The sequence below is a fragment of the Prevotella dentalis DSM 3688 genome, from assembly GCF_000242335.1.
GTDB classification, from domain to species: domain Bacteria; phylum Bacteroidota; class Bacteroidia; order Bacteroidales; family Bacteroidaceae; genus Prevotella; species Prevotella seregens.
Genome location: NC_019968.1, coordinates 191,543 through 210,174, shown reverse-complemented (window position 1 = coordinate 210,174; position 18,632 = coordinate 191,543). Strand labels below are relative to the sequence as shown.

Here is an 18,632-nt window from a genome sequence, read left to right as displayed (position 1 = left end):
TGCATCAACAAAATACTAAAAACTTGAAGACAAACCCATGAACAGATTTCTTTCTTCGCTGCTTCTCATGGCGTTGCTCCCGTCGGCGGGCCTTGCCCAGCGCATGATACAGAAGATGGGACGCGGCGTTGTGGCCGTGAACCGCACCCAGGGCGACATCCGCTACAACCGCGGCAGCTGGCTTGTCAGCTGGCGACGCTTCGCCGAGGAACCTGAATCCACCCGCTACCGCGTCTACATCAATGGCAGCCGAGTGGCCGAAACCGCCAACACCAACCATGTGCCCGCCAGCCTTCACGATGGCGACTGGATTACGGTAAACCCGGTCTACGACGGGGTGGAGGATGCCACGCAGGGCGGCAGCTATGCTTATCGGGAGCGGTTGGCCAATGTTTTTATGGACATTGACTTCGAGACCACGGTCTGTCCGCCCGACAGTTTCCGCACGGCTTTCGTCTTTCCCGGCGACCTCGACGGTGACGGCGAGACCGATTGGGTAGTGGTTCGCAACACCGCGTCCGGCTCCTACAACTCCATGGCACAGGCTTACAGGAGCGACGGCACCTGTCTCTGGACGCTCGACTTCGGCCCCAACCTCGACCCCGTGGCCGGTCAGAACGATATCATCAACGTCTACGACATCAACTGCGACGGCCGGGCCGAGGTGATAACCCGCACCTCGGACGGCACCCGCTTTTGGGACAAGGCGGCCAACGACTGGGGGCTCTATGTCAAGGGAAGCGTCACGGGCGACACCGACGGCGACGGCATCACGGACTATACGCGGCAGAAGAAGCGCAACCCACCTTATTATATGTCGGTCATCAACGGCGAGACCGGGGCCGAGATGGACGTCTGCGAACTGAACTATGCCGATGTGCACGACGGCCAAGACCAGTACGGCCGCGACAACCGCGCCGACTACATGGACGACAGCGGCGGCAAAGAGTATGCCTTCATGACGGGACACAACATCGTGACCTATGACGACGGCGTGCATCCGATGGTTATGGCTGAGTGTCTTGACCGCACGCGGAGCGACGGCCGGCACCACAACTACGTCTTCGGATTCACTTATGACTGGGCCGACGGCGTGCCCTCCAACTGGCATCACAGCTATACCTGGAGCCGCAACGACAAGACTCCGTGGCCCGCCGAGGGCCACCAGCTGCGCGGTGCCGACGTTGATGGCGACGGTCACGACGAGTTGTTGCAGATAGGCTACGGCGTGAACACCGGCAAAGGCATGGTGTTTTCGGCCGGCATCGGCCATGGCGACCGCTACCGCACGGGCGACCTCGACCCCACGCGGCCCGGCATGGAGACCTATGCCATCCAGCAGTCCGACCTGCTAGGACAGGTGGTTTACGATGCGGCCACGGGCCGGCACCTCAAGGAATGGTACCTCCCCTCGGTCTATGATGTGGCTCGTGGCGAGTGCATGGACATCGATTCCACCCGCCTTGGCTATGAAATCTACTCCATGATGCCCAACTGCTACGACATCAAGGGCCGCCTGTTGCACAGCGGAACCAACCCTTATCCCTACGAGGGCGTGTGGTGGGACGGCGACCTGGGCCGTGAGAAGCTGGGGTCGCCCGGCGGCAGCGGCTTCAGCAGTAACGCGCACATCGAGAAAGACTACGGCGGCCGGCTGGCCGAATTTTCGCGCGAATCGAAGTATGCCATCCATGCCGGCTGGGCCAATCGCGCCGGTTTCTGGGGCGACATCATCGGCGACTGGCGCGAGGAAGTGGTGCTCATGAAACAGACCAACGCGCATGGAGCCACCGGCATCGTGGGCTACAGCACCGACGAGTACATGCTCCACAGCTTCTATACACTGATGCAAGACCCCCACTATCTGGAGGATTGCACCACGCGCGGCTACTATCAGGCTCCTAATACATCGTTCTATCTGGGCTACCAGATGAAGTACCCGCCCCTGCCCGGCACGGTGCGGGCCGACCTGCGCTGGCGCAAGGGCGGCAGCTGGGACAGCTCGTCGCCCAACTTCGTCTCCTACGACGGCCGCCGGGCCACGGCTTTCCGCGACGGTCAGAGCGTGCTCTTCGACGTCTCGGGCGACTCCACACAGACCATTTCTCTCCCCTCCACGGTACGCCCCTCGAAGACATACTTTATGGTTCCGCTGGACCATGCCTACACCATCGGCGGCTCAGGAGCCATCGGCGGCACGGGCGAGGTGTGGAAGAGTGAGCGTGGACGGCTGACGCTCAACGCCGACCTCTCGACCACGGGCCGCACGGTGGTGTCCAATGGAACCCTCTGTGTCAACGGCACCATTGGGGGACCCGTCAGCGTGCGGGCCCTGGGCACGCTGGCCGGCAAGGCTGTACTCAACGGCAATGTGGCTTTCGAGGGCTCGCTGAACTATGCCGGCAGCCGGCTTATGCCCAGTGGTGTGATGACTTTCGGCAAGAGTTTGACCATCGACCGGCAGGTGTACGACGAGGTGACACTGGGCGGCGGCACCGTGGACAAGCTGCTGGTGAAGGGTGACCTCACGGTGAAAGCCCCGCTCACGTTCACCATTCATGCCACCTCTACCGACAACAGGCAGCTGGCCGGCGACTATACGTTGGTCGAAGTTACGGGTGCCATCGTCCTGGCCAGCGACACGCTGCTCTCCGTGCGTGCGCTGGAGGGCCAGCCCTATACGCTCCGCACAGAGGGCAACAGGATAGTGCTCTCCATCCCCGAGACGCGAACCGCCGGGGTTGTACACTGGCGGGGGACGGTCGGCAACGTGTGGGACTATGCCGCCGCCAACTTCGACGGCGACGGTGGGGCGACTCCTTTCGTGCAGAACGACCGGGTGACCTTCGGCGACGAGGCCGGCCGGTTTGATGTTCGGCTCCATCAAAGAATGGTACAGCACGGCGTGACCTTCGGCGGCAGCCGTGACGGACCGGGCGGATTGAGCGGCGAGGGCGACTTGTTGAAGGAGGGCAGCGGCGAACTCACCATCACTACACGCGACAACGACTTCACGGGCCAGACCATAATTCGTGGCGGCACGCTCACCATCGACGAGCTGAACGACGTTGGTCTCAACAGTTCGCTGGGCTCGGGCCCCCGGAATGTCAGGATAGCGGGCGGCACGCTGCGGGTCGTTGCCGACAATGTGGCCACCAATCGCGGCCTCGACATTGCCGATACGGCCACCGTTTGCGTGGCCAATGCCGACGGCAGTGTGTCGCTCAAGGCACTGGTGACAGGGCCGGAAGCCGTCTTCGTCAAGGCTGGCCCCGGCCAGCTCAACTTCGCTTATCCCGGCCGTTACACGTTCCGGGCCTTGGTGATGAGGGAGGGCACGCTGTCCCAGGGCTCGCCATCGGCCACTTTCGGGCGGGTTCCCGTCTATGCCCGTAACGGCCGGAGCCGCATCAACATGATAGCCAACGGCTCGTTTCCGGGCATTGTCTACGACCATCCCACCGATATTTCGTCCGAAGCCGCACTCACACTGGGCGGCGGTGAACACGGCAACCAGCGCGGCGGCGTGCTGGGCAGCTACACGGGCCGGGGCACGCTCTCGATCCTTTCGGGCGGCGTGCGTTTCTACACGGGCGGCGACTTCAGTCGGTTTGAGGGCACGCTCCACTTCCAGGGAGCGGCCAATCTGCGCGAGAGCGTGACCGACATGAGGAAGCTCACCCTCACGTTGGGCGACGGTAGCACGCTGCGCCACATCAACGGCAGCTTCGGATCGGCCGCCGTCGCCCTGCAGGTGGGCGCACTGGCCGACGCTCCGGGCACGGCCTACAACACGTTGCCGCAGTTTGGCGGCCCCACGGAGTCATGGGAGGTGGGCCACAACCACCAGGACGCTACCTACAGCGGACTGCTCACGGCCCGGCTCGTGACCAAGGTAGGCACGGGTGCATGGACGCTGCGCAGCACGTCGAACTCATCGAGCATCACCGTGAGCGGGGGCTCGCTGCTGTTCAGCAACTACTCGGGCACGCTCACAACGGGCACCCTCACCGTGAGAGACAGCGGCTATGTGTCGGGCATCGGCACCACCAACAGCGTCATCGTCGGCAAGGGCGGCACGCTCTCGGCCGGACTGCAACGCGATGCAGTGGGCATGTTTGCATTCAAAACGGGCTCCAACCTCATTGTCTATGGCGGTGGCACGCTGCTGGTAAAGGCTGACGGCCAGCGGAACGACCGGTTCCAAGTGGGCGGTACGGTGTGTCGGTTCATGGCCGGATCGCGCATTCGCATCGAGGCCGTGGGCGGGGCATCCTTTGCTGTGGGCGACGAGCTCACGGTGTTCACTCCGTCCAGCCGCAAGCCCGTCGTGCCCGAAAACCTTAGTGTAGAGAGCAACGATGGCTCGGTATGGAGCGCGGCTAAGCTGGCCGCCGAGGGCAAACTGGTGTGCACAGCCGCCACGGGCATCCACCGCACGACGGCCGACGGCTCCCTGCCCGTGAGGGTTTATACGCTCGACGGCAAACTGATTGCCACGGGCATCGATGCCGACCATGCCCTCCGCGGACTGCCCCGAGGCGTCTATATCGTCGGTGCCCGCAAGCTCACGATCCCTTAGCCCCCTGGGACAGGGGGTTGGGGGTCCGAACATCCCAACTTCTTCTTGGATATAAACTCCACCGTCAACTCTAAAAACCACCGCTGCACACCATAGTAAAAGACAACAGGAATAACGTAGAACAACCCTGCGCACCATAGACAACGCTCATGGTGACAACACAAAACAACCCTGCCCGGCTTGCTGGAGTGTCAGCAATTGCCCGGGCAGGGTTGTTTTCGTACTTGTTGTTGCTGGGGGATGAGCTGTTCGTGGGGCGGCACCCACCCGAAGCAACGGCGGCACCCACCTGAAGCAAGGGTGACGCCTACCCGAAGCAAGGGCCGCGGCTGCGGCCGTCAGTGGTTGCAAATCTTGCTGGCATCGGCGGTGAAGCCGTCGCCTCCGGCCGGCATGAACTTGCCGCGCGCTTCGAGAAAATCGACCAGTTCGGCGGCGGTCATGCCCTCGGCCGAGCAGGTGTAGAACAGTTCTTCGGGGCCAAACCGGCGGATGATGGCCTCGATGAGGCTCTCGCGGGTGGGGTAGCTGTGGCCCTCCATCATGTGGAGGACTTCGTGTCCGTGTGTCATTTCTTGTTAATCTTTGATGTGTATGAGTGCGTTGGAGATGATGGCGGCCAGTCCACCGGTGGTGATGCCGCTGGAGAAGATGCTCTTGATGATGGCCGGCATCTGGTCGAGAATGTTTGGAACGAGCTCCACGCTCAGGCCCAGGGAGAAGCTGATGGCCATCACGAGCACGCCCTTGCGGTCTATCTTCGTGGCGGCAATGATGCGGATGCCGGCCGCTGCCACGGTGCCGAACATGAGCAGAGTGGCTCCTCCGAGCACGCTGTCGGGGATGAGCGAGAACAGCTGACCTACCACGGGGAACAGTCCCAGCACGAAAAGGGCCGCGGCAATGAAGTAGCCCACGTAGCGGCTGGCCACTCCCGTGAGCTGAATCATGCCGTTGTTCTGGGCAAAGATGGAGTTGGGGAACGAGTTGAACACGGCGGCCAGCATCGAATTGAAGCCGTCGGCCAGGATGCCGCCCTGTGCCCGCTTCATGAATACCGGCCCCTCCACGGGCTCTCCGGAGATAAGCGAGTTGGCCGTGATGTCGCCGAAGGCCTCCACCGCGGTGACCAAATAGATGAGTCCGAGGGCTATGATAGAGCCCGGATCGAAGTTGAGGCCGTACTTGAATGGCATGGGCACGTTGACAGCCCTGGCTCCCTGAAGCCGCGAAAGGTCGATCATGCCCAGCGCATAGGCGGCCACGCAGCCGATGACGAGCCCCAGCACGATGGAGCCCATGCGCAGGTAACGGTTGGACGAGCGGTTGAAGAAGATGATGCTCACCAGCACGAGCAGGGCCATGCCTAGGTGGGACATGGAGCCGAAGTTGCCCGCATCGACAGCCGTCTGGCCTCCACCGCAGGAGTTGATGCCGGCCTTGATGAGGCACATGCCGATGAGACTCACCACGATGCCCGACACCAGCGGGGTGATGACCTTGCGCGTGTAGGGCAGCAGCCGGCTCACGGCCATCTCGACGACCGATGCCACGAGGCAGGCACCGAAGATATAGCTCAGCGCCGTCTCCACATTCATCCTGCCGCCAGCCATGCCCAGCATGCCGGCGCCGATGATGGGGCTGATGAAAGAGAACGACGTGCCCTGGATGCAAAGCAGTCCTGTGCCCAAGGGGCCCAGTCGGCGGCACTGGATGAACGTGGCCAGACCCGACACGAAGAGCGACATGGAGACGAGAAAGCCCGTGGTCTCGAGGTCGAAGCGCAGGGCTGAGCTGATGATGAGCGGCGGCGTAATGATGGCCACGAAGATGGCCAGCAGGTGCTGCAGGGCGGCAAAGAGGGTTTCGCGAAGGGGTGGACGGTCGTTGAGTCCGTAGATAAGTTCTCGAGTTTGTTGTTCCATGATGCGATGTAGAAAGTGCTATTCCTGTTTCAGTTTGATTTGGCAATTGTCGAGCGAGTCCACCACGGCCAGGCTTTCCACGCGATAGCCCAGCTCCTCGAGCACCCGGCGGCCGTGCTGGAACGACTTCTCGATGATGAAGCCCATGCCTTCGAGCTTGGCCCCGGCCTGTTGGCAGAGGTCGACGATGCCCTTGGCGGCGTTGCCGTTGGCCAGAAAGTCGTCAATGAAGATCACGCGGTCGTCGGCCGTGAGATACTCTTTGGACACCACAACGTTGTAGCTTTTCTGCTTGGTAAACGAGAAAACCGTCGTCGACAGCATGTTGCCCATCGTCGACGGTTTCTTTTTCTTGGCAAACACCACGGGGACATCCATCAGCAGTCCCACCATCACGGCGGGTGCAATGCCGCTGGCTTCGATGGTGACAATCTTGGTAATGTTGCACGAGGCAAAGCGGCGGATGAACTCCACGGCTACCTGCCGCATCAGGTACGGGTCCATCTGGTGGTTGATGAAACTGTCCACTTTGAGGATTCCTCCGGGCAGACTCCTGCCGTCTTTGAGGATGCGCTCTTTTAATGCTTTCATGTTGGAATAGAGTTAATGGTGCAAAAGTACGAAAAAACGGCGAAACGGGTGGCTATGGCCGCCTTTTTTCATGTTCAAGGCACACTTTTTGCACCCAAGCCTTGTCGCCTTGTCAATTAATGTTTACCTTTGCGGCGTAGCCTATTGGACACACCATCGATGCGTCAATACATTCAAATCTTAAAACGATAAGCCATGATGTTACCCTTGATTATTGCTGCAGCCGTGGTGCTGCTTGTGTTCTTCGTGTTGGTTTCCTACGTGAAGGCACCCCCATCGTATGCGTTTATCATCTCCGGTCTGAGCCGTGAGCCCCGCGTGCTCATCGGTTCGGGCGGATTGCGCGTGCCGTTTCTCGAACGGCTCGACCGCGTCTATCTGGGTCAGATCACGGTGGACATCAAGACCGAAGAGAGCGTTCCCACCAACGATTTTATCAACGTAGACGTGGATGCCGTGGCCAAAATCCGCGTCACGCCCAATGCTGAAGGCACGCGGCTGGCCGCCAAGAACTTCTTGAACATGACGCCAGAAGACATTGCAAACCAGCTGAAAGACTCGCTGCAGGGCAATATGCGAGAGATCATTGGCACGCTCGACCTGCGCTCGCTCAACACCGACCGCGACGGTTTCTCCGACCAGGTGCTGCAAAAGGCCACGCCCGACATGAACAAGCTGGGCATTGAAATCATTTCGTGTAACATTCAGAACGTGACCGACAAGGAGGGACTCATCCACGATTTGGGTGCCGACAACACGGCCAAAATCAAGAAAGACGCCGCCATCAACCGGGCCAACGCCGAGCGCGATGTGAAGATTCAGGTGGCCCACGCCGATAAGGACGCCAACGATGCCCGCGTAGATGCTGACACGGCCATTGCCATCAAGAACAACGAGCTGGCCCTGAAGCGGGCCGCGCTGAAGCAGCAAGCCGACACGGCACAGGCCGATGCCGACGCCGCCTACTCCATACAGCAGCAGGAACAGCAGAAGACCATCAACGCCAAGACCGTGGAGGCGCAGATCGAGAAGACGCGCCGCGAGCAGATTCTCTCGCAGGAACAGATCGTCATCAAGCAGAACCAGCTGGCCGCCGAGGTAGAGAAACAGGCCGATGCCGACAAGTATCAGATACAGAAAAATGCCGAGGCCGACCTCGAACAACGCAAGCGTGTGGCCGAGGCGCAGAAGTACGAGGCCGAGCAGAAGGCCTTGGCACAGAACGCTGCATCCGACGCAACACGCTATCAGCTGGAGCAGGAGGCCATCGGCATCAAGGCCAAGGGCGAGGCCGAAGCCTATGCCATCCAGAAGAAAGGCGAGGCAGAGGCGGAGGCCATGAACAAGAAGGCCGAGGCTTACAAGAAGTATAACAACGCCGCCATTGCCCAGATGATGATCGAGGTGCTGCCGCAGATTGTGGAAAATGTGGCCAAACCCATCAGCGCCATCAAGGATGTGAACATCTACAGCGGCGACGGACAGGGCATTTCGGCCATGAGCGGCAACGTGCCGGTGGCCATCAGGCAGGCCTTCGACGTGCTCAAGTCGGCCACGGGAGTGGATATGGCCGACATCATGATGGGCCAGTCGATCGAGGCCAAGACCACGCACAACATCAATCTGAACGGCGAGGCGCAGGACCTGGCCGAGGGATTGAAGAAATAGCACGCCGCAACGGCCGCGCGATTGCGCCGCAACGGCGCGGCGAAAAACCCGTAGCGGCGCAGCGAAAAACCCGCCAACACGATGCGATGACGGCGTTATGGTTTTGCCATAACGCCGTCATTGTTTACGGTGCACGGAGCTGCCGTTTGCAGTCCGCGGTTTTGTCGGTTACAGTGCGCGGAGCTCGGGCGGCATCTGCAGGTCGTCGCAGTGGATGCGTTCGAGCTTTTCGAGCCCGCGTGGGCCGATGTGGAACAGCTGGCAGCGGCTGTCTTCCTGGCAGGTCTGGCGCAGGATGAGCCCGTGCCGCTCCAGCGAGGCTATCACCTTGGAGGCGTTGGAGCGCGTGAGTCCCAGCTCGTCGGCAATTCGGCCGGCAAGCCGGGTCTCTCCGTCGGACAGCAGACAGAGCAGCATGGCCTCGTTGATGTTGAGTCCCGTGGCCCGTTGCAACTGCAGCTCAAAATGGGTGATGGCCCTGTAGATGTCCCTTATTTTGCAGATACATCCGTTGTCCATCGCGGCCTATTTGAGCAGTGTTTGCTTGATGGCATCCTCGAATTGGCTCTTCATCATGGCCCCGACGGCCTTCTGGGGTTGCCCGTCCTTGGGGATGAAGAGAATGGTGGGGATGGACTGAACACCGAACAGACCGGCCAGTTCCTGCTGCTGGTCTACGTCGACTTTATAGACGTCGATCTTGCCTGCATACTCTTGCGCAATCTCCTCGACCACGGGGGCTATCTGCTTGCAGGGGCCGCACCAGGTGGCATAGAAGTCGATGATGGCGGGCTTGTCGCCCTCGAACTTCCACTCCTTGGGGTTCACCTCGTAGTTCATCACGCGTTTCTTAAACTCTTCTTTGGTCAATTCTGTTACCTTCATGTTCTTTTTCTCCTTTGCTTGTTTGGCTTGTGAGGTTTGTTTTTCGGATGCATTGGCACCGGCTTCACGGCTTTGTCCCGTGCAGGAGGCGGCTCCCAGGAGGGTCAGTGCGGCCAGCATCGCGATTCCTTTTCTTGTTATTCTTACCATGATTTCTATAATTTCCTGTGGAAAACAGTGCAAAGATAGGCAATCGTTTCGTGCCAAACAAATTTCCTTGGGAAAACAATCACTTTTCTAACGCTTGTTAACCAAACGGCGATTGAATTAACGTTTTCCAACGGAAAACGGAACGCCACCGCCCCGGCTGCAGCTTGCGGCGCAACCGGGGCGGTGTGGAGTGGGGCGGCCTGGCGGGCGGAGGCTACTCGGCGGGCAGAATTTGGGCGGCGTGTTCCTTGACCTTGATTTGCCGGGGCGTGAAGATTTGGGTGACGGTGCCGTGCTCGTCGGTGACGAAAGTGGTGCGGAAAGTGCCCATGGTGGTCTTGCCATACATCTTCTTTTCGCCGTACACGCCCAGCGCGGTGACCAGCGTCTTCTCCGTGTCGGCTATCAGCGGGAAGGGCAGCTGGTATTTCTCGATGAACTTGCGGTGCGACTTCTCGTCCTGAACGCTCACACCCACCACGGCGTAGCCCAGTGCGAGGAAGCGCGTGTAGTTGTCGCGCAGGCTGCAAGCCTCGCTGGTACATCCCGGCGTGGAGTCGCGCGGATAGACGTAGAGCACGAGTTTCCGGCCCTCGAAATCACTCAGTTTCACTTCGTTGCCGTCCTGGTCTCTGCCCAGAAGCTCCGGCAACCGTTGTCCTATTTCCATATTTTACATGATTAAAGGGTTGGTGTGGGCCCGCCGCGCGGGTGTCGGCGGGCGTTGTGCAAATGTACGCCAAATCCCGGAAATCCCCAAGCAAAGCCCCCGGAAAAGCGTCGCGGCGGCCGCAAATCGGCTATTTTTCGGCCGTTTGGGCAAATAAAGCTCTGTTGAGGACGGCTAATCGGCCAAAAAGCCTTACCTTTGCACAAGTCAATTTATATCTAATTCATCAGCTATGGATTATAAGCACAGCATTCTGATTACCGGCGGAGCCGGATTCATCGGCAGCCACGTGGTACGCCTTTTCGTGAACAAGTACCCCGACTGCCGCGTTATCAACCTCGACAAACTCACGTATGCCGGCAATCTGGCCAACCTGAAAGACATTGAGGATCGGCCTAATTACGTCTTCGTCAAGGCCGACATCTGCGACTTCGACCGCATGCTCCAGCTGCTGCAACAGTATCAAGTGGACGGCATCATCCATCTGGCCGCCGAGAGCCACGTGGACCGCAGCATCAAAGATCCCTTTACTTTTGCCCGAACCAACGTCATGGGCACGCTGTCGCTGCTGCAGGCCGCCAAGCTCTATTGGGAGGGTCTGCCCGAGAAGTACGAGGGCAAGCGCTTCTATCACATCTCGACCGACGAGGTGTATGGGGCTCTGGAGCTCTCCCATCCCGAGGGCGTCGACTCGCCTTTCACCACCAAGGCCTCTTCGGAACACCATCACGCCTACGGCACCGACTTCTTCACCGAGGATAAAAAGTACCAGCCCCACAGTCCGTATTCGGCCTCGAAGGCCGGCAGCGACCACTTTGTGCGCGCGTTTCACGATACTTACGGCATGCCCACCATCGTGACCAACTGCTCCAACAACTATGGCCCCTACCAGTTTCCAGAGAAACTTATCCCCCTGTTCATCAACAATATCCGCCACCGCAAGCCCCTGCCCGTGTATGGAAAGGGCGAGAATGTGCGCGACTGGCTCTATGTGGAGGACCACGCCCGGGCCATTGATCTCATCTATCATCAGGGCAAAACGGCCGAGACTTACAACATCGGTGGATTCAACGAGTGGAAGAACATCGACATCATCAAGGTGGTCATCAAGACCGTGGACCGGCTGTTGGGCCGACCGGAAGGTGCCGACGACGACCTCATCACCTATGTGACCGACCGGCCGGGACACGACTCCCGCTATGCCATCGACAGCCGCAAGCTGCAGCGCGAACTGGGCTGGGAGCCCAGTCTGCAGTTTGAAGAGGGCATCGAGAAGACCGTGAAGTGGTATCTCGACCATCAGGAATGGATGGATCAGGTGACCAGCGGCGACTATATGAAGTATTACGACGACATGTATCAGGGTCGGTAAGCGTTTTTACAACAGCCAGATGAATACAATGCAAAACCACGTGGTCATCATGGCCGGCGGCATAGGCAGCCGCTTCTGGCCGATGAGCACCCCGCAATATCCCAAACAGTTCATCGACGTGATGGGCATGGGCAAGTCGCTCATCCAGCTCACGGCCGAGCGGCTGGCCCCGCTGGCCCCCATGAGCAACTTCTGGGTGGTGACGAGCCGCCGCTATGTCGACATCGTTCGACAGCAGTTGCCCGGCATCCCCGAGCAGAACATCCTGGCCGAGCCCGAGCCGCGCAACACGGCTCCGTGCATTGCCTATGCCTGCTGGAAGATTCGCAGGCACCATCCCGAGGCCAACATCGTGGTGACGCCGTCGGATGCACTGGTGGTGGACACCACGGAATACCAGCGCGTCATCGGCCAGGCCCTGGCCTTTACGGCCGAGGGAAGCAACATCGTGACCATCGGCATCAAGCCCTCGCGGCCCGAGACCGGCTACGGCTATATCGCCGCATCCGGACGGCTCGACGGCAGTGAGATTCAGCGGGTGGAGGCTTTCAAGGAGAAGCCCGACGCGGCAACGGCCGAGCAATATCTGGCCGCCGGCAACTATTTCTGGAATGCCGGCATCTTCGTGTGGAACGTTTCGACCATCACCGAGGCCATCCGCCGCTACACTCCGGCACTGGCCGAGAAGATGGATGCCATGGCACCCGATTTCTATACCGAGTGCGAGGCCGACACACTGGCCCGCATTTTCCCCACCTGCGAGAAGATCAGCATCGACTATGCCGTCATGGAGAAGGCCGACAGCATCTTTACACTCCCGGCCGAATTCGGCTGGAGCGACCTGGGCAGCTGGGGATCGCTGCACGCCCTGCTGCCCCAAGACGCGCAGGGCAACGCCCAGGTGGGCGAGGGCATCAGCCTCTACGACAGCCGAAACTGCGTGGTGCACGCCCAGGATGCCCGCCAGGTGGTGGTGCAGGGACTCGACGGCTACATCGTGGCACTGCGCGACGGTCGGCTGTTGGTGTGCTCGCTCGACCACGAACAGCTCATCAAGGAATATTCATAAGGGTAGGCAGCCGACGCAAGACATGCAAGACAACGCCTGAAACAGCATAAGGTGACACTCCATGCAGTATGGTGTGCCACCTTATTTAATAAGGTATAGATAACCGTTTAAAAAGTCAGTTTTATGGAAAACCGTTTTTATCCGTTGCTCTTTGAGCCCAACTTGCACCCCGTGGTATGGGGTGGCGACCAGATAGAAAGGTGGAAAGGACTTCCCGACAGCGGCCGACCCATCGGCGAGTCGTGGGAGGTGAGCGCCGTGCCGTCGAGTCTGAGCATCGTGGCCAACGGCGCATACAGGGGCAAGGACTTGGCCGCCGTGATAGCCGCGCACCCCGTTGAGGTGTTGGGCAAGCACGTGGCCGCCGAGTACGACAACCAATTGCCGCTACTTGTGAAGTTTATCGACGCCCGTCGCGACCTCTCCATTCAAGTGCATCCCGACGACGAGATGGCCGCACGGGAGCATGGCAAGCGGGGCAAGACCGAGATGTGGTATGTCATCGATGCCCAGCCGGGAGCCTTTCTCTACGACGGTTTCACGCTGGCCATGCCGCAGGGCAGTCGGGAGGAGGCCGCCGCCGAATACAAGCGGCGCATTGCTGACGGCACCATCACCGAGGTGCTGGCCCGCCATGAGGTGCATGCCGGCGACGTGTTCTATCTGCCGGCCGGCCGCGTCCACGCCATTTGCAGTGGCATTCTGCTGGCCGAAGTGCAGCAGAGCAGCGACGTGACCTACCGCATATTCGACTACAACCGGCCGGGCATGGACGGCAAGCCGCGTGAGCTCCATACCGAGCTGGCTGCCCGGGCACTGAACTATCAGGTGGAAAAGGAATACCGTACGGCCTACGACTACCGTGAGGGCTGTGCCAACGTGGTGGTGGACAGTCCGTTCTTCAACGTGCGTGTGGCCGACGTGCAGGGCGAGCTCCATCGTGATTTGCTGGCGGCCGACAGCTTTGTCATAGCCATGTGCATGCGCGGCAACTGCCGCATCCGCGTGTGCCGGACGGGTGAGGAGGTGCAGCTGCGCGAGGGATTCAGCACCCTCATACCGGCTGCCACAGCCGATTACGACCTGATTGCCGACAACAAGGACGGGAGAAGCCAGGTGCTTGAAGCCTATATCGACGGCTCCAAGCACGCCTGACGCCATTATTTGAACCTGCCGCCTATTCGGCGTTGCACCGTGGCTTCGGTGCCGTCGGGCAGGTTGCAGAAGAAGTCGATGCCGGTGCGCCGCTCCAATTCGTCAATGGTGAGGTACTCTGTAGTGCTGTCACCGGCATGGGGCGACCAGATGCCGATGGCCTGATAGCCGTCGGCGGCTTTGTCATAATAAAGCAAAGCCATGTAGAACACCTTGGGCACGATGAGCCCCGCCTTGGTGTAACCCATGATGTTGGCCTCGTCGATGGTGGCCGCTTTTACCACGTAGAGGGTGTCGCCACTGCCGCTTGCCGGGGCCCACACGTTGCGCACCTTGCTCTCCAACATGGCCCACACGCCGCTGTTGTGCGCTGAAAGCTGTGGTTGCATGTTGCTCATGTAGAACGTTTGCTTGTTTTGAGCGGCCGAGCAGAGGCGGTCGCCGGAGGGGCACAAGTGCCCGCGCGTGTAGCCGCTGCCCGTGTAGTCGCTGCTCTTGGTGCGGTAGGGAGCCGGGAGTGACGGGTCTTCCACGAATCCGTCCTGCCGTTTGGTGTTCTTCTGCATGTTGCCCTCGTAGAGCTCATAACAGGTCCATCGGTTGGCTTTTTTCGTGCCGTCCCACTCCAAGGAGTAGGTGATGCCATAGTCATCTGTGCGGTGCGTCACCTCGAAAGTGGTGTCCGTACCATGGTAAAAGCGCGGAAACTCCAGCCGCCAGCCCTCGCCGTTGCGGACCAAGTCGGCTGCATCGTTGCGGTTGGTGTTGGTCGAGTCGCTGACTTCTGCCGTTGGCCAGAACTCCACCCGGCTGATTTGGGTGTACAGATAATCCTCCGAAACACCTGCGCCGACGTAGACTTTGATGCCCAACGAGTCGCCCTCCGGAGTGAGAATGACGCGTGCACTGTCCTGTGCATCGCGGTCGTAGGCAATGGTTGTGCCGGTTCGGAGTACCACGTTTTTCACTTTTTGCTCATGCTGGGCGGCCGCCTTGGGGCCGAGAGCAAGGGCCATCAGTACGATGGCAAGGTTTTTGAGCTTAGTAGACATACTTCTTTCCTTTGACAATGTAGATACCCTTGTTCATGCGGGCTGTGCCGACGCGCCGGCCGGCGAGGTCGTAGACGGTCTCGGGCAACGGCTGCACGGTGGCTGCGGGACGGATGCCCGTGGCCGTGGTCATGGCCGGATAGGAGGTGAGTTGCGTCCAGTCGGGATTGCCGCGGCGAACTCTGGCCTCGTTGGCGATGGGGCAGAGCAGGTGGGTACCGGCGGCCGTACCCACCACGATGCCCGAGACTTGCCACGACGATCCGGCGGCAGGGGTTTCGTAACCGGCCGTGTTCAGCGCATTGACGACGTGCACGCGGCCCGTCGCATCCTGGCCCGTCTCGCTGTCTTGAAAGACAAGACCGCGCACCGTCACCCAGTTGGCGAGGTGCCCTGACAGCTCCCCGGCTGTGACGGTCACCGGCTCTACGTTGGGCTCCGTCACGGGCTCGGCCATGGCCAGACGCGTGAGGTTGGTATGCTCGGTGCCCTTGAATACGGGCATGCTGCCGGTGCTGGTCTTCCGGCCGGTGAGGAATCCGGCCCAGTGTTGGTTGTAGGCCATGGCCGAAGTCTGCGGCAAGCCCTCCAGGCAAAGGCTTCCCGACGCATCGCGCAGGTAGACTTGGCCCCCGGCCACACAGGTGACACGGGCCCGGGCGTCGGGGGCCAGATAGAGCGTGGCCTCGGTGCCGTCGGGCAGTGCACAGAACGCAGCGATGCCGTTCACGCTGGCGACGCTTTCCGATGGCATGCTGCCGGCAGCTGCAAATACGCTGCCGGCAAAGGTGTTGGTGTGTTCAGCGACCGCAAGGCACTGGCTGGAGAGCGCCAGCAAGGCGGCCAATCCTGTTCTGAAAATGGAGTTCATTTCTCTTGTTGGGGTGAATCGTGTGGCGGGGGCACCGTGCCCCCGTTCTGTCTGCAAACTTACGAAAATAATCCGAAAACCGGGTATGCGTCTCCCACAGATGTTCTTTCACCGTTCGATTTTGGCCACTTCTTACCTCCTCTTTCCTGTCTTTGATCCACATACAGCCATGCAAATGGACGATTTCCCGCTTTTTGTTAGTACCTTTGTACCCGTCTGATTACGAATCATAAACTTAAAAAACAAGTCCGGGACATGGCGAAAGACTGGTTGCGGGCAAGAAAAGGAAACGACATTGAAATAAAATCTCAGTAAAATGAACCACAAAAACAATATCCAAAAATACAGACAGGCGCGTCTGTCCAACCGATTCGTGACTCCTTTCCGACTCTCACTTGTGTTGTCGGTGCTTGCGTTTTCGTCCCTTCTGCGGCTCCATGCCAAGCAGGTTTCGGCTCGACAAGCACTCGACATCGCACGGAAATATGTTACACTTGACCGCCGTCTGACCGCCGTTCCGAGGACTCGAGGCAACGGGCGGCCGGCAACAGAACCCTTTTATGTATTCAACGATGCACGCGGCAAGGGTTACGTGGTGGTTTCTGGCGATGACGCCATGGGCGAAATCCTGGCTTACAGCGATGCGGGAAAGCTGGACACGCTCAACGCCAATCCCGGTGCAAGGCTGTTGCTGCAGGCTTATCGTGAGCGTTTTGCGCAGCTGCAACAACAGCCAGAAGCAGCTCAACCTGTCACTGTACAACCCTCTACGCGCGCACTGCCCGGCTACAAGGCTGTGGCTCCGCTGCTGACATGCAAGTGGGATCAAGTTTTTCCATACAACAAAAATACGGGCTATCCCTACACCGGATGCGTGGCAACGGCGATGGCGCAGGTGATGTTCTACCACAAGTGGCCCGTTCAGGGACGCGGCGAAAACAGCTATACCGTGGTGTATGACAACCAAGTGAAGCATGCCGATTTCAGCCAGTCTTACTACGACTGGGGGCATATGAAGAACATCTACAACTATTATCATCCTTCGACCGACGTAGAGAAAGATGCCGTTGCACTGCTGATGAGCGACATTGGCATCGCGACAGGGATGCAATATACAAACCGTGCGAGCGGTGCTTACAACGAACAGGCGGAAAGCGCGTGGCAGAAGCACTTCGATTACACCACCGCTTTCGTGAGGAGAGCCGATGAAGGCACGGCCGGCTTCACCGAAATCGTGCGACAGGAACTGCTCGACGGATTCCCCGTTTACCTTTCGGGCTATTATGCCATTGAGGCAGACGGACACGCTTGGGTGACTGACGGAATGGACAGCAACGGACTTTTCCATATGAATTTTGGCTGGGGCGGACAGAGTGACGGCTACTTTTCGCTCACGGCTACCGATGTTGCGCAGAGCGGCGGTGAGTTCGGGGGACGCCCGTTGTCGTTCAAGGTGGGGCTCATTGCCATTCTGACCCATCCCAACAAGCCAGGCAAGAAGATAGATCCCTCGCTGCTTGCAGACAGTCCGAAGCTAAGGTTTACCTTGGAGGGCAGTCTCACTCTGCCCGACGGACATGCCAAAACATTCGCCGTAGGGGAGATGCCAGCTGTAGAGATGGCCTACTTTATCAATAAAGGCTCCAATTTTAAAGGTGACATCGGCGTTGGTATCTTCGACATGAACGGCAAGATGCTCATCCCCTGCGCCTCAGACGACCACGCTGTAGGCGGATTCACCGATCGGGTGTTTGGGAAATACGACGATGGATACATGAAGAAAGACAACGTGATAGTCACTCCCCAGAAGATAAAAGTCAGCCTGACGGACCCTGCAAGACTGGGCGACGGCTATTATCAGCTCCTGCCCATCTGCGTGCCCAAGAGGGAAGACGGCAGCTGGGGTGAGTGGGGGCGCATGAAGTTGGCCCCGCGCATGGTGATCGAAATCAGCAACGGCAGCGTGCGCGTGGTGGAAGAAGACTTCCTCACGGCCGGATTCCAATTCGCCGAACAGCCCTCGGTAAGGCATGTCAAACCGGGAAGCGAAGAGAAAATATACTTCTCCATAAGAAACAAAAGCGGACTGGAACGTACTTGCCAAGCCAAACTCCAACTGCTCAATGCCGACGGAACCGTGGCGCTCGAAGTGCGGCGCGAGCAAAAGACCGCCTTTAGCGGATTTGATACCACCCTGTTGCCTTTCGCCGTCGACATCCCCGCCTCGTTTGCCGAGGGCCAATATCGTATCGCGATCGAATTGATCAAAGAGAACCCCATCGGCATCGACAATCCCGCGGCAGAGCGTTATGCTGTGGAAAAGCTGTATGGCAAAGACGACACTTTCCTCGACATCTCGCTGCTGCCCACCGGCATTGACAACACGACGGCCCCCGATTTTCATCTGACCCATGACGGCAACACGCTCACCCTGCAAGGTTGTCGTCTGCAATGGGTGAAGCTCTTCGACACCAACGGCCGGCTGCTCAAACATTTTCCAGCCGCCGCGCAAAACCAAGCCAGCCTCTCAATTGCCGACCTTGCGCCGGGCATATATCTTGTGCAGACAGCGGCTGACGGACATATCCGCGTCCGCCGTTTTGTCAAACAATAGCGTCTCTCCCGTCCCCGGCGTTGTATCG

At 59.5% G+C, this 18,632-nt stretch carries 14 protein-coding genes; 6 read left to right on the top strand and 8 right to left on the bottom strand.

What is annotated here, in order from left to right; genetic code table 11:
* Positions 1-37 precede the first annotated feature (37 nt).
* Positions 38-4,582 carry a rhamnogalacturonan lyase family protein gene (locus PREDE_RS08225; protein WP_005846424.1) on the top strand — a complete coding sequence of 1,515 codons (4,545 nt, stop codon included), beginning with the start codon at positions 38-40 and terminating at the stop codon, positions 4,580-4,582.
* 338 nt (positions 4,583-4,920) lie between these two features.
* Here PREDE_RS08225 and PREDE_RS08220 read toward each other — a convergent pair whose 3' ends face one another.
* Genes PREDE_RS08220 through xpt form a run of 3 tightly spaced genes read right to left on the bottom strand, consistent with a single transcriptional unit; the run spans position 4,921 to position 7,098 of the window.
* Positions 4,921-5,154, bottom strand: coding sequence for a YecH family metal-binding protein (locus PREDE_RS08220; RefSeq protein ID WP_005846422.1), 234 nt, complete (start codon positions 5,152-5,154; stop codon positions 4,921-4,923).
* A gap of 6 nt (positions 5,155-5,160) precedes the next feature.
* Complete coding sequence (locus PREDE_RS08215) at positions 5,161-6,507, bottom strand: nucleobase:cation symporter-2 family protein (RefSeq protein WP_005846421.1); 1,347 nt, start codon at positions 6,505-6,507, stop codon at positions 5,161-5,163.
* Positions 6,508-6,525: 18 nt separating this feature from the next.
* On the bottom strand, positions 6,526-7,098 hold the full coding sequence (xpt, locus tag PREDE_RS08210) for a xanthine phosphoribosyltransferase (protein WP_005846420.1): 573 nt from the start codon (positions 7,096-7,098) through the stop codon (positions 6,526-6,528).
* A gap of 195 nt (positions 7,099-7,293) precedes the next feature.
* On the opposite strand from xpt, the gene PREDE_RS08205 reads away from it, so the two are divergent.
* Positions 7,294-8,766, top strand: a complete 1,473-nt coding sequence (locus PREDE_RS08205; protein WP_005846419.1) for a flotillin family protein — start codon at positions 7,294-7,296, stop codon at positions 8,764-8,766.
* 168 nt (positions 8,767-8,934) lie between these two features.
* Here PREDE_RS08205 and PREDE_RS08200 read toward each other — a convergent pair whose 3' ends face one another.
* The 3 genes from PREDE_RS08200 to PREDE_RS08190 all read right to left on the bottom strand — a co-directional run bounded on the left by PREDE_RS08200 (position 8,935) and on the right by PREDE_RS08190 (position 10,471).
* The gene (locus PREDE_RS08200; protein WP_005846418.1) at positions 8,935-9,285 is read right to left on the bottom strand and encodes a MarR family winged helix-turn-helix transcriptional regulator; all 351 of its coding nucleotides are present in this window, start codon (positions 9,283-9,285) and stop codon (positions 8,935-8,937) included.
* Positions 9,286-9,291: 6 nt separating this feature from the next.
* Positions 9,292-9,801 (bottom strand): thioredoxin, encoded by a 510-nt coding sequence (gene trxA, locus PREDE_RS08195; protein WP_005846417.1) that lies wholly within the window; start codon positions 9,799-9,801, stop codon positions 9,292-9,294.
* Between the two features lie 214 nt (positions 9,802-10,015).
* Positions 10,016-10,471: a peroxiredoxin gene (locus PREDE_RS08190; RefSeq protein WP_005846416.1), complete on the bottom strand. Its 456-nt coding sequence runs from the start codon at positions 10,469-10,471 to the stop codon at positions 10,016-10,018.
* Between the two features lie 232 nt (positions 10,472-10,703).
* Between PREDE_RS08190 and rfbB the strand changes: the two genes are divergently transcribed.
* From rfbB to PREDE_RS08175, 3 genes are all read left to right on the top strand, one after another.
* Positions 10,704-11,843: a dTDP-glucose 4,6-dehydratase gene (gene rfbB, locus PREDE_RS08185; protein ID WP_005846415.1), complete on the top strand. Its 1,140-nt coding sequence runs from the start codon at positions 10,704-10,706 to the stop codon at positions 11,841-11,843.
* 19 nt (positions 11,844-11,862) lie between these two features.
* Positions 11,863-12,912, top strand: a complete 1,050-nt coding sequence (locus PREDE_RS08180; protein WP_005846414.1) for a mannose-1-phosphate guanylyltransferase — start codon at positions 11,863-11,865, stop codon at positions 12,910-12,912.
* Positions 12,913-13,035: 123 nt separating this feature from the next.
* Positions 13,036-14,067, top strand: coding sequence for a type I phosphomannose isomerase catalytic subunit (locus tag PREDE_RS08175; RefSeq protein WP_005846413.1), 1,032 nt, complete (start codon positions 13,036-13,038; stop codon positions 14,065-14,067).
* A gap of 5 nt (positions 14,068-14,072) precedes the next feature.
* Here the strand turns inward: PREDE_RS08175 and PREDE_RS08170 are convergent, their stop codons facing one another.
* A complete protein-coding gene (locus PREDE_RS08170) occupies positions 14,073-15,119 on the bottom strand; it encodes a DNA/RNA non-specific endonuclease (RefSeq protein WP_005846412.1) in 1,047 nt (348 codons plus the stop codon).
* On the bottom strand, positions 15,109-15,990 hold the full coding sequence (locus PREDE_RS08165; protein ID WP_005846411.1) for a hypothetical protein: 882 nt from the start codon (positions 15,988-15,990) through the stop codon (positions 15,109-15,111). Before PREDE_RS08165 ends, PREDE_RS08170 begins: the two co-directional genes overlap by 11 nt.
* Before the next feature lie 316 nt (positions 15,991-16,306).
* Between PREDE_RS08165 and PREDE_RS08160 the strand changes: the two genes are divergently transcribed.
* Positions 16,307-18,604 carry a thiol protease/hemagglutinin PrtT gene (locus PREDE_RS08160; RefSeq protein WP_005846408.1) on the top strand — a complete coding sequence of 766 codons (2,298 nt, stop codon included), beginning with the start codon at positions 16,307-16,309 and terminating at the stop codon, positions 18,602-18,604.
* The last annotated feature ends 28 nt before the right edge of the window (positions 18,605-18,632 follow it).

What these genes read in the sequence shown, in the direction of transcription:
- PREDE_RS08225 (WP_005846424.1), top strand. Translation starts at nt 38, where the DNA reads ATGAACAGATTTCTTTCTTCGCTGCTTCTCATGGCGTTGCTCCCGTCG.
- PREDE_RS08220 (WP_005846422.1), bottom strand. Translation starts at nt 5,154, where the DNA reads ATGACACACGGACACGAAGTCCTCCACATGATGGAGGGCCACAGCTAC.
- PREDE_RS08215 (WP_005846421.1), bottom strand. Translation starts at nt 6,507, where the DNA reads ATGGAACAACAAACTCGAGAACTTATCTACGGACTCAACGACCGTCCA.
- xpt (WP_005846420.1), bottom strand. Translation starts at nt 7,098, where the DNA reads ATGAAAGCATTAAAAGAGCGCATCCTCAAAGACGGCAGGAGTCTGCCC.
- PREDE_RS08205 (WP_005846419.1), top strand. Translation starts at nt 7,294, where the DNA reads ATGATGTTACCCTTGATTATTGCTGCAGCCGTGGTGCTGCTTGTGTTC.
- PREDE_RS08200 (WP_005846418.1), bottom strand. Translation starts at nt 9,285, where the DNA reads ATGGACAACGGATGTATCTGCAAAATAAGGGACATCTACAGGGCCATC.
- trxA (WP_005846417.1), bottom strand. Translation starts at nt 9,801, where the DNA reads ATGGTAAGAATAACAAGAAAAGGAATCGCGATGCTGGCCGCACTGACC.
- PREDE_RS08190 (WP_005846416.1), bottom strand. Translation starts at nt 10,471, where the DNA reads ATGGAAATAGGACAACGGTTGCCGGAGCTTCTGGGCAGAGACCAGGAC.
- rfbB (WP_005846415.1), top strand. Translation starts at nt 10,704, where the DNA reads ATGGATTATAAGCACAGCATTCTGATTACCGGCGGAGCCGGATTCATC.
- PREDE_RS08180 (WP_005846414.1), top strand. Translation starts at nt 11,863, where the DNA reads ATGAATACAATGCAAAACCACGTGGTCATCATGGCCGGCGGCATAGGC.
- PREDE_RS08175 (WP_005846413.1), top strand. Translation starts at nt 13,036, where the DNA reads ATGGAAAACCGTTTTTATCCGTTGCTCTTTGAGCCCAACTTGCACCCC.
- PREDE_RS08170 (WP_005846412.1), bottom strand. Translation starts at nt 15,119, where the DNA reads ATGTCTACTAAGCTCAAAAACCTTGCCATCGTACTGATGGCCCTTGCT.
- PREDE_RS08165 (WP_005846411.1), bottom strand. Translation starts at nt 15,990, where the DNA reads ATGAACTCCATTTTCAGAACAGGATTGGCCGCCTTGCTGGCGCTCTCC.
- PREDE_RS08160 (WP_005846408.1), top strand. Translation starts at nt 16,307, where the DNA reads ATGAACCACAAAAACAATATCCAAAAATACAGACAGGCGCGTCTGTCC.